Annotated in this window: 8 protein-coding genes; 2 read left to right on the top strand and 6 right to left on the bottom strand. The window is 50.1% G+C overall.

Translation table 11 applies throughout. The features are described 5' to 3' along the window. Positions 1-38 precede the first annotated feature (38 nt). A complete protein-coding gene (gene rimK / locus ACN0R8_RS11015; protein WP_417597359.1) occupies positions 39-944 on the top strand; it encodes a 30S ribosomal protein S6--L-glutamate ligase in 906 nt (301 codons plus the stop codon). A gap of 133 nt (positions 945-1,077) precedes the next feature. Beyond that, positions 1,078-2,142, top strand: a complete 1,065-nt coding sequence (locus ACN0R8_RS11020; protein WP_417597361.1) for a succinylglutamate desuccinylase/aspartoacylase family protein — start codon at positions 1,078-1,080, stop codon at positions 2,140-2,142. 98 nt (positions 2,143-2,240) lie between these two features. Here ACN0R8_RS11020 and ACN0R8_RS11025 read toward each other — a convergent pair whose 3' ends face one another. The 6 genes from ACN0R8_RS11025 to nhaD form a co-directional block, all read right to left on the bottom strand. Next, positions 2,241-3,629 carry a sigma-54-dependent transcriptional regulator gene (locus ACN0R8_RS11025; RefSeq protein WP_417597363.1) on the bottom strand — a complete coding sequence of 463 codons (1,389 nt, stop codon included), beginning with the start codon at positions 3,627-3,629 and terminating at the stop codon, positions 2,241-2,243. Further along, complete coding sequence (locus ACN0R8_RS11030; protein ID WP_417597365.1) at positions 3,629-5,509, bottom strand: sensor histidine kinase; 1,881 nt, start codon at positions 5,507-5,509, stop codon at positions 3,629-3,631. The genes ACN0R8_RS11025 and ACN0R8_RS11030 overlap by 1 nt, the downstream gene beginning before the upstream one ends. Before the next feature lie 140 nt (positions 5,510-5,649). Next, positions 5,650-7,848 (bottom strand): TRAP transporter permease, encoded by a 2,199-nt coding sequence (locus ACN0R8_RS11035; RefSeq protein ID WP_417597367.1) that lies wholly within the window; start codon positions 7,846-7,848, stop codon positions 5,650-5,652. Positions 7,849-8,084: 236 nt separating this feature from the next. Then, positions 8,085-9,113, bottom strand: a complete 1,029-nt coding sequence (locus ACN0R8_RS11040) for a TAXI family TRAP transporter solute-binding subunit (RefSeq protein ID WP_417597369.1) — start codon at positions 9,111-9,113, stop codon at positions 8,085-8,087. Between the two features lie 249 nt (positions 9,114-9,362). After that, entirely contained in the window at positions 9,363-9,842 is a 480-nt protein-coding gene (locus tag ACN0R8_RS11045; protein WP_417597371.1) for a YbjN domain-containing protein, read from the bottom strand. A gap of 416 nt (positions 9,843-10,258) precedes the next feature. Continuing rightward, positions 10,259-11,509: a sodium:proton antiporter NhaD gene (gene nhaD, locus ACN0R8_RS11050; protein ID WP_417597373.1), complete on the bottom strand. Its 1,251-nt coding sequence runs from the start codon at positions 11,507-11,509 to the stop codon at positions 10,259-10,261. Positions 11,510-11,633: the final 124 nt, after the last annotated feature.

Raw genomic sequence — 11,633 nt, forward strand, 5'->3', positions numbered from 1 at the left:
ACCCGATCAATGGTACTCAAATTTTATAAGGAAGCCCTATGAAAATCGGCATTCTATCCCGTAATGGAAAACTCTACTCTACCCGCCGCCTGGTGGAGGCCTGTATCAATCGCGGTCACGAAGTTAAAGTTATCGATACCCTAAAGTGCTATATGGACATTACCTCATCGTCCCCGGCAATCTGGTATCAGGGGGAAAAACTGGAAGGCTTTGATGCCATTATTCCGCGCATCGGTGCGTCTGTGACCCAGTACGGTTTGTCGGTGATCCGCCAGTTTGAAATGATGGGTGCTTACACCCTGACAGAGTCTATCGCTCTGGGACGATCCCGGGACAAACTGCGCTCTCTGCAGCTGCTCTCCCGCAAAGGTGTGGGTATGCCGAAAACCGGTTTTGCCCACAGTGTCGATAACACCAAAGAGCTGATCGATCTTGTGGGAGGCGCACCTTTGGTGATCAAGCTGACCGAAGGCACTCAGGGTAAAGGGGTTGTTCTGGCGGAAACCCGTAAAGCCGCAGAAAGTGTAATTGATGCTTTCCGCGAGCTGGAAGCTGACATTCTGGTTCAGGAGTTTATCAAAGAGGCCGGCGGTTCTGATGTACGCTGTCTTGTCATCGGTAAGAAGGTTGTAGCTGCCATGGAGCGTACTGCCGCTGAGGGCGAATTTCGCTCCAACTTGCACAGAGGTGGCACCGCCCAGCTCACCAAGCTATCGCCGGATGAACGGGCTACCGCAGTCAAAGCCGCTCAGTGTATGGGACTGAATGTGGCCGGTGTTGACCTGTTGCGCTCTAATCGCGGCCCTCTGGTCATGGAAGTAAACTCTTCGCCGGGCCTGGAAGGAATCGAAACCTCAACACAAAAAGATGTCGCCAGCCTGATTATTGAGTTTATCGAACTGAACGCCAAACCTAACAGCACTAAAACCCGTGGTAAAGGCTAATACCCATACAACAGATGACAGATACCGCATCTGTTGAGATATCGACAAAACGGCTGGGCCTTTTGCTTTTCAAAGAGGTCAGCCCCGAGCAGACAACGGCCTCCCGAATACTCTTCATTGGAAACCTGCATGCATGAAAGCACCTCCGTTTGAAATCAATGGCGAAACCATACAACCGGGCCAACGCCGCACACTGAAAATTCCGGTTGCAGCGATGGTTACCAATGCCGATGTTAATCTGACCATACAGATTATCCACGGCAAAAAGCCAGGGCCGGTGTTACTGATCTCAGCCGCCATTCATGGCGACGAGATCAACGGCGTTGAAATTATCCGCCGCCTGCTGAAACTGCGCCAACTATCCAGTCTGTCCGGAACGCTGATTGTTATCCCTATCGTAAATGTCCACGGCTTTGTCGCCCACAGCCGCTACCTGCCCGATGGCCGTGACCTGAACCGTAGTTTTCCGGGATCACCTAAAGGCTCTCTGGCCGGGCGTATGGCCTATAGCTTTATCGAGCAGGTTGTTAGTCATGCCACACATGGCATCGACCTGCACACCGGAGCACGGCATAGAGCGAATCTGCCCCAGATCCGTTTTGATCCCAACAATAAGACTTGCACAGAGATGGCCCGTGCCTTTGGTTTACCCGTTATTCTGCACTCCGAGAGCAAAGAGGGCACCTTTCGTAAAGCGGCAGCTGATAAAGGCATCCCTATTATTCTCTACGAGGCTGGAGAAGCCCTACGCTTTGATGAGGTCTGCATTCGCGCGGGTATGAACGGTATCGTTAACGTGATGCGCCAGCTGGGCATGATGCGCAAAGTTCGCCGCAAAAAGGAGCCACAGGAACCCACCATCGCGCTGAACTCCATCTGGGTGCGCTCGCCGACTAGCGGTATTTTGCGAACCCTGCTGCCGTTGGGTGCACGCACCACCAAAGGCAGTGTTATCGCCCTGGTGGCCGATCCGATGGGAGAGTTTGAGGTAGAAGTCATTGCTCCCTGTGATGGCATCGTGATTGGCCGGGTCAACCTGCCATTAGTTCATGAAGGAGAGGCTCTGTTCCATATCGCCCGTTTTAAAGAAGATACCAGCGATATTCTGTACCAAGTGGAAGCCTGGAATGAAGAGCTGGAACCGGATACGCCTATGGAGCCACCTTCCCAGCCGGAGATTGCACCGATTATTACCTGATATCTCCCAGTTAACACCGGGTAAAACTAGCTTCTGGTCTGTTCGCTCTTCACTGATTATCGAACAGGCCACCTTTTTTCAGGCAAGCCCCTCTCTATTCAGGCAGAAAAATCCTTCCTTTCCAGGCCGTGTTTTTTCATCAGTTCATTAAAGGTACGTCGGGGTAGATCAAGCTCCTCCAGCAGAGGTTGCACCTGTCCCTTATGGCGTCGAAGCGCATTTTCCAACAGGGTTCGCTCAAAACTTCTCATCTGGCACTGCAGGCTAACACCGCTTTTAGCTGCCGGTGTTTTCATCAGCTCAGAAACCGCCATCTTCTGCCCCTGTCGGCCGAAGACAAAACGCTGGGCGATATTTTTAAGCTCTCGCACATTACCGGGCCAACGGTGCTGCATCAGTTCCTGAAGGTCATTCAGATCCGGCTCGAAAGGCTCTCGGTCATAATCCTGAGCCAACTGATAGATGAAGTGTGTGAATAACAGCGGAATATCCTCTCGTCGCTCCCGCAAAGGAGGAATATGAATCTCAGCCACATTAAGGCGAAAATAGAGATCTTCCCGAAACTCACCTTGTTCACTGGCCGCCTGAAGATCAGCTTTAGTGGCCGCGATTAAGCGAAAATCCAGATCCACCAGCTGATTGGAACCGAGGCGCTCAACTTTCATCTCCTGCAAAACCCGCAGCAGCTTTACCTGCAGATTAAGGGGCATGGTTTCAATCTCGTCGAGAAAAACCGTTCCACCCTTGGCGTATTCCAGCTTACCAATGCGCTGACGATCCGCACCGGTAAATGCTCCTTTTTCAAAGCCAAACACTTCACTTTCAAACAGATGCTCAGGCATAGCAGCGCAGTTCAGGGCAACATAGGGTGCTGCTTTACGATGACTGAGCTGATGCAGACAGGTCGCCACCTGCTCTTTGCCACTACCGGTTTCACCATGAATCAATACATTTACCGGCAGGTCTGCCAGATCCAGAATTGTATCTCTTAGGGCCTGCATCTGGGGAGTTTTTCCCACCAGCAAAGAATCAAGGAGATCTGGCGATTCAATGCTTCGCCTCAAACGACGATTGTCCAGCACCAGAGCCCGTTGTCGCAGAGCATGACTGACAATGCGGATAAAGTGATCCGGGTCAAACGGCTTCTGCTGAAAGTCATAGGCTCCTTTGTGCATGGCGCTGACAGCCATATCAATATCGCCATGACCGGTAAGCAGAATCACCGGCATTTCAGGGTCTAAAGCCAGGGCCTGCTCCATTAGGTCGATGCCCGTCATGCCAGGCATACGGATATCCGTCACCAGAATACCCGGATAACCCGGTTCCAGATGTGCCAGAGCCTGCTTAGCATCAGAGCAGGTAACGACCTGAAAATCTTCCAGCTGGAGGCATTGCTCTGCTGACAGGCGCATGTTCTCTTCATCATCAACAAAGAGCACCGTCAGTTCCGACTGAACGTTGTTTGGTTGAGATCTGGTATCAAACATCACAGGTCATTCCCTTCTGTGGCCGGATGCCCTTTCTGGTTCCGGGGTTGAAAAAGAGGCAGGCAGACACGTATCTCGGCCCCCTGATTATTACGGGCATCAATCTCGCCGTTATGCTCCATCAGGATGCCATAGACAATAGAGAGCCCTAGCCCCATCCCTTCACCGACCTCTTTAGTGGTAAAGAAAGGGTCAAAAATCGACTCCAGTACCTGATCGTCAAAGCCAGGCCCATTATCATGAATGATAACCTCCGCACTGCCTTGCACCGCTCTCAGGCGGATCACTATGCGTTTATCAGGGTTATCGGTGCTGTGCAGCGCTTGAATACCGTTACTGAGCAGGTTAACGAATACCTGCTCCAGCCGCACAGGATCGCCGGCGACAATCAGTTGCGGATCACCCTCCACCACCAGACCGATCTCGACCTGATCTCTCTGACTCATGTGATCGACCAGCAGCAGGGCGTTCTCAACACACTGCTGTAGATGAACCTCCTCCCTGCGCTTCTGGCTCTTACGGGCAAAAGTTTTCAGGTGATTGATGATCTCGCCCATTCGGCTGGTGAGGGCAAAAATACGGCTGAAGTTTTCTCCAGCGGCAGCATAGCGCTCCCGTGCCACCAGTTTTTCACCATTTCGGGCAAAAGTCTGAATTGCCGACAAGGGCTGATTGAGCTCATGGGTGATACCCGCTGACATCTGTCCCAGCGCCGCCAGCTTACTGCTTTGAATCAGATCATCCTGAGCACGACGCAGGGCCTCATGAGCCTTTTGCCGCTGTTTAATCTCATGGGTTAATTGCAGATTACTTTCGGAAAGCTCCTTTGTGCGTGCTTCAACCCGTTGCTCCAGTAAATCATGGGCCTCTCTCAGTCGGTCAGCCACCCGCTTACGCTTCATTAGCATGTAGGCCAGTAACCCCACTAGGCTGGAGAGCAGCAGCCCCAGAAAAAAAGCGTTAATAGCCGCTTCACGGGCACCTAAAGCACTGGCCATGATATGCAGTTTCCAAGGGCTCTTGGGCAGCGCCTGCGTCAGCCAGAGATAACGTTTACCCAGTCGAGGACGCTCAACAATCTGGATCAGGCGATAATCCTGAACCTCAGGATCGCGACGGATCGGTAACGACTTTATGGGATAGTCCAGATATTTTCGATCAGCCCTCAGGCTTTCTCTTTGCTCGGGTGTCAATTTAAAGAGCGCATTAAAACGCCAGTCCGCCTCGGTACTGCTGAAAATAATATCATTGGCATCGGTAAGAAATACTTTCTCCGCCCCCTGCTCCGCCCAGAGCTTTTCCAGAGGCCGCATACTGACCTTTAACACAACCACACCGGCAACTTCATCATTCAGATACACCGGATGTGACAAAAACAAGCCGGAAATTTTAGTGGTCACACCGATGGCAAAAAAGATACTTGGCCGACCCGCCAGTGCATTAAGAAAATAGGGACGATAACTATAGTTCACCCCCAGATAACTGGTTTTCTCTTTCCAGTTACTGGTAGCAATCGTGGTGCCATCTGTATTCATCAGATAGATGTTGAGGGCATCAGTTCCTTCGCTGAGAGATTCCAGATGAGCATTCAGCGCCTGGCCTTTCATCTTCAGCTCTGAGTCATACAGGAACTCCAGTACCTGGTCATCCTTCGATAACATCAGTGGTAGATAGGCATGGCGTTTTAGCTCACTCAGAACCACCTTTTTATATAGATTAAGCTTAAAGTGGCTTTCCTGCTCTAGCTGAGCCAGGGTGCTGTAGTAGGAGTAATGGCTTACCCCTGCCGTCAGCAGCAAACAACAGACCACCAAAAACGTAATCGCAGCAGGATAGGATATAAGACGAGTCCGGCCAGCGGACACAACCGGATCATTCAAAGTCAGCCCCGAATCAATCACATATAAAGCATCGAAAAGGCTGTTCAGAAAGAACAGCAATAAAGGCCGAGCATATCAAAATATTCGGCCTTTCAGAAAAAAGAAAAGCGGCCAATTTTTCAATTGGCCGCTTCTTGGATTTAAGCAGCTTCCGCACTGACAACCCGGTGAGGGTTTACCGGCTCTGCCCGGCGACTCAACACAAAGAGCAGCAACAGAATGGCAAAACCTGCCAGCTGAGCAACCAGTCCCAGATCCGGCCACAGCATAAGACCTGCAGCAGGCACCAGTAATATTCTCTGCCAAAGCTGAAGTGGCCCTTCAAGATGATTCTCAAAGAAACCTGCCAATGCGTACATCCCCAGACAAGCAAAGATAAAGACCTGTAACACTTCCGGCAATGTTCCACCAATTAAAGGTGTATAGGCGAACAGCAGGGGCACCACATACAGAGCCTTAGCAAAGCGCCAGGCCATAAAACCTGTGCGCATCGGGTTCGCCCGAGCAACAGCTGCTGCCGCAAAAGCTGCCAGACAAACCGGAGGTGTAACGTTACTATCCTGAGACAACCAGAAAATAATCATATGAGCCGAGATCAGACTGATCGTCAGTGTTTCTGCGGACAATCCTTGCTCAATCACCATATCCAGAGAGTCGGATGGTAACGTTGCGATCACCTGTTGCGCCTGCGCCAGCGTTAACCCCTGAGGTAAAGCCTCGGCCAGACTCGGCAGGCTCAGAGTAATCATAGCGCTTGCCATACCTTCAACCTGACCACTCATCAGATAATCGATCAGATGGGACTCATTCATCAGGCTGTAAAGCGCCGGAGCAGAGAGCGTACCCAGTACAATATAAGACGCCGTCACCGGAAGCCCCATACCCACAATCAGAGAGGCCAGAGCAATCAGTACCAAACTGATCAGCAGACTACCGCCACTCCACTGACTGATCATCAGAGAGAAGGTATTACCGACACCGGTCGTGGTAACCACATTGATAACCAGCCCCACCGCAATCAGCAGAACAGCTGTTGGGATCATATTGTAGGTACCCTGCACCATGGACCCGGCGATATCACGCAGGCCCATAGGTTTAGGCGACAACCAGGAAGCGATCACCACACTCAGAATACTGAAGCCTGCCGCATAGGTTGGTGTAAAGCCATAAATCAGTAGCGCGATCAGTACCCCAATAGGCACCAGAGAGTGCCAGCCACGCTTCAGAATATCTCGGGCCCGTGGCGTTTCCTCTTCCACAACCTGAATATTCAGGCGCTTGGCTTCGATCCGCACAAAGAAAGCCACCGACAGGAAATAGATCATCGCCGGAAGAAAGGCCAGCGTAATAATCTCCAGATACGGAACCTGCGTATAAGACGCCATAATAAAGGCACCTGCCCCCATCACCGGCGGCATCAACTGACCACCGGTTGAAGCCGCTGCCTCGATACCACCGGCATACACCGGACGGAAACCGGCCCGCTTCATCATAGGAATGGTGATCACACCGGTGGAAACGGTGTTAGCCACGGCAGAACCTGAGATTGAGCCCATCAGCGATGAACCCACAACAGCAACAAGACCTGGCCCACCAATCATACGGCCGGCAACACAGCGGGCCAGCTCAATAATAAATTCTCCGGCACCGGAGCGCACCAGAAAAGCCCCAAACAGGATAAACATATAAACATACGTTGAGCTGATCCGTGCAATGGAACCAAACATACCTTCATTAGAAAAATAGCTGCGAAATAGCAGGGTTTCAGCGGTCAATCCCGGAAAATGGAACACACCAGTCAGGTACTTTCCCCACCATGCTACATAGGAAAGTGCAATCAGAATCATAACGGGAATAACCCAGCCACTGGTACGGCGGGCAAACTCAACCACAAGGATCACCGCTACTGTGGCAGCCAGCCAATCCGTGCTAATAAAGGTAACGCCACGGGCGTAAAGAGCCGATTCTCCCAGCATCAGATAAGCCACAACGACAAGGCTTAAGCCCCCCAGCAGAATGTTAATGCCCCAATGGAAGGTTTTGGTTACACCGGTTTTATCCTTACCTGTCCGGTAAAGCAGCGCACAGAGGAAACCAAACATGCCGAAGTGCATGGCCGATAACCACAGCTCAGACATATTACCCAAAGTGTTGAAGTAGATATGGCTTAACGCGACAAAAATACAGAAAACAAACGTGAACTTGCCAAACCAACCCTGGGTTTCCGGCTCAGGAACCGCTGATTCCGGGTCGGAGGACAGATGAGCATCCAGCTCTTCAGGTGTCGGCGTATCCTGAGGCTCCCGGTCAGCCCTATGACTTAATGACTGTTGATTCATAAGAGGGTCCTTTTAAAACGCAGATTTGCGCAAAAGCAGCTGGTCACCTGAAAAAATGACAGGCAACCAGCGAGACGTAAAGAAAACAAAAAAGGGCAAGGCCCTAATTAAGCAAGACTGCCCGTACCCGAGTGATGCCATGCCGGCATCCGTGTGAGCTACGGGGGCCGGCGTTGCTCAGGCAACGGTGCAGTGACACCCTGCTAAGTATTCAGATAGGCCTTGCCCTAAAAAAGTTAAAGCAACGCGCCCGGAATCTTTACGCCCTGTTCACGGTAGTAACGCAGAGCACCAGGGTGCAGTGGAACCGGAAGGCCGTTGATCGCCGTTTCCAGTGACATTTCAGATGTGGCTTTATGGATATTTTTCAGGAAACCTAGGTTTTCATAAATCGCTTTTGTCAGCTGATAAACATCCTCTTCACTCACGTCATCGCGCACCGCCAGGAAGTTAGACTGAGCCATCGACTGAACAGGCTGAGATTGATTCGGATAGGTATTTGCAGGAATGGTGTACGGTACCCAAAGCGGGAATTTGGCATTTACCTTGGCTAACTGATCTTCCGTCACACCCAGCAGAGAAACCTCTGTATTGGTATCCGCCATTGCACGGGTCACGGCTGAAACCGGCATACCGCCCGAGGTGTTCATACCCTCAATTTTACGGTTGCTGAATGCATCCGCAGAAGCGCCATACCCCAGGAATGCCAGATCAAACATCTCGTCCGGGTTGATACCCAGTTGACCGAAGATATACCGGTTGGCACCTTCTGTGCCTGAGTTACGCTTACCGATAGAAAAGCTCGCACCCTGCAAGTTCTGCAGATCATCCAAAGTGCCGGTTTTTACTTTATCTTTGGTAACCAGAAAATGTTCAACCTGAGGCCACAACATGGTTACCGAACGCAGGTATTCTTGAGGCCCCGCATTCGTCAGAGGACCTTCACCATTTTTTGCCCAACTGCCATACAGACCCATCAGAATGGCAAACTGCGCCTGATTTTCACGCAATAACTTAACATTTTCACCGGAACCGGCAGAGCTGATAGCCGACAGGGAGATCTTGTGAGTAGGTTCCAGTTTCACCTTAGTCAGGGTGCTGACAGCAACACCAACAGGATAGTAGGTGCCACCAGTCGTTGCTGTCGCAAAGATATATGACTTACTGTCCTGCGCCTGAACGCCGGACGCAAAAGCAGAAGCGGTCAGTGCCGCGGCCATCGCAGTGGTTTTAACAAACGTGCTTTTAAAAATAGAACTTTTCAAAACTGTACCTTGCATCAAATGTTTCATTGTTATGTATTCCTTATCTTTTTTATTTTTGTCTTGCCTGATTCCGAAGAAGAGGAATCTATACAGCGATAAGGATTGCAAGGCACGGGCCAAAAGCAAAAAACCTATAACATCTTGATTTAAAAGGAATAAATAAGATAAAAAAATACCCGATCAGCAAGATTTTGCTGATCGGGTATTTTAGATAGGCGAAATTTCGCTCATAGGTTTAAAGCAGATCACTCAGTGCAAATACTCACCTTCATTTTCTCCCTCGTCCCCTTCAGGGCCATCAGGATAAGTGATCACACCCATATTCTGACAGTCACTCACCAACTGTCGGGTATACTCCATCACATTAAGCAGAAAGTGACGGAACTGGCTGAAAGAAACACCAGCGCGAGTATGTAAGGTATCCATCATTATCAACTTGGGTAGCGCGTCGTCTGAGACCTCCACAAATACCTTCAGGTGTGGAAAGGCAGTGTTGATCCGTCCCATCTCAATGGTTAACGGTAGCAAAGCAGTGGGACGAAGCTCCACTTCTGTCGTCAGTACCAGATGATCCGACTCAACAAAAATTCGGCTATCCAGAACACCATCCAGCTGCTGCAGATCGGTCAGATGTAAACCATCGCAATGCTCACAAATATAGTTAGTGGTTGGACCTTCATTTAGCCAGCGCTGAACCTGATCACTGTCAGGTACAAATAGGGGTTCCATAGTTGCCTCGATTAAGTCATCAAACCAGTTCGGTCATCGGTATCATTATTGTGAGCATTATAACGGGCTGCATCAGTGCCGACTAGGAAACTCGCCGCCTAAGTCATGATCATCACAGCATTTTTCTGCTTTTCGCCCGACAAATCCCATCTATGGTTTTTATGAACAAAATAGATTTTAAGAAATAAAAAGCCAGGAACTTTCTACCATACAGGCGTCTAAGTCATCGTCACTCACCTGAAACCAATCTCTCATCGGGTGAGTGTACATTCGGAATGGGTCGAGCATTTATGCTCACTTTTTAGCCGGTTTCCTGCAGAGGAATACCGGCTTTTTTATCTTATCGGTTTTTCCTGCAATCCATTTGCCCCCTAAGATATGATGCACACCCTACACATTAGACGGAACTTTCAGCATCAGAACATCCATTGCCCCAGCACCCAAGCTCCAGCATAACCTATGGTATAGGCGATCAGCAGTGGCAGAATAAAGCGCACATAACGACCAAAGGTCAGGGCACCAATTTTGCTCATCATGACGATACCGGCGGCGGAACCAATTACCAGCAAAGACCCACCGACACCAACGGCGTACGTCAGACCCATCCATTCCTGGGTGGTCATATCGATACCAGACTTCAGCACAGCCGCCGTTAACGGTACGTTATCAATACCTGCCGATAAGACGCCCATCATATAGTTCGCCAACACCGGTGGCATCAGTTCGTAGAGGCTCACTAAGGATTCCAGGACACCGATCTCTTTCAGCATTCCCACCAGCAGCAAAATCCCTAAGAAGAAAAGCAGCGTTTCAAACTCAATCACCCGGATGTAATCCATAATCGGGTCTTCATCGTCATCTTCAAAAAAGCGGGCCACCAGAAACATCAGTGACATACCAGCTAGGAAGGTCAGCATTGGCGGAATATGAAACAAGGCATTGAAGACAATGGTGAGTAAAATAGTGCTTAAAAATATCACTGCGATGATCAGGTCTACCTTGCGGATTGGAGTCATCCTCTTCTCAATGACGACATTACCTTTAAGGCCGAAAGAGAGCATAAGGGTCAGTGCGATCACACCCAGCAGCGCAGGCAGCGACAGGTACAGTAGCTGCAGTACACCGACATGACCTGATAGGAAAATCATCAGAGTGGTTACGTCACCGGTAATCAGCGCAACACCACCGGAGTTCACCGCAAAAACTACCAGCGCAGCAAAACGCAGGGTCTTTTTCGCCTCAAGATTGAGGGAGAGTATCAGTGCAGCAGATACCAGGGTGGCTGTGATGTTATCCGCAATGGAGGAGAAGACAAAACAGAACAGACCGGTGAGTACCAGCAGCATCTTTTCTGAGATACGCGAGGGTAAAAACAGATAGATCAGGTTTTGAATCAGGCCTTTTTTGTTTAGGTAGGCAACAAAGGTCATCGCAGCGACCAGAAATAGCCAGAGTTCGGCAATCTCAGATATGCTCTCAGACAACCCTTCTTCAATGCGGACAAGGCCCGCATCGCTCTCGGAGAAGATAAACATCAATAACCAGGAAACAGTTCCCAGAAACAGCGTTACCTTGGCTTTATTGATATGGATTACTTCTTCAAAAACAACACCTAGTAGCGCCAGAAAAGCCAGCGCCAGCAGGATGGTATGCAGCAGTTCGGTCATTGGGGGCCTTCTTGATTGTTATCTTATTATTAGCTGCAGCCACGACCACTGATTGCACGCACTCTGAATAAAGTGTCTGAAAGACAGGCTCATCAGTGGTCTATGATGCAGTGCGGCAAATTTT

The organism is Oceanospirillum sp. (assembly GCF_048265165.1).
Taxonomy (GTDB): Bacteria; Pseudomonadota; Gammaproteobacteria; order Pseudomonadales; family Halomonadaceae; genus Oceanospirillum.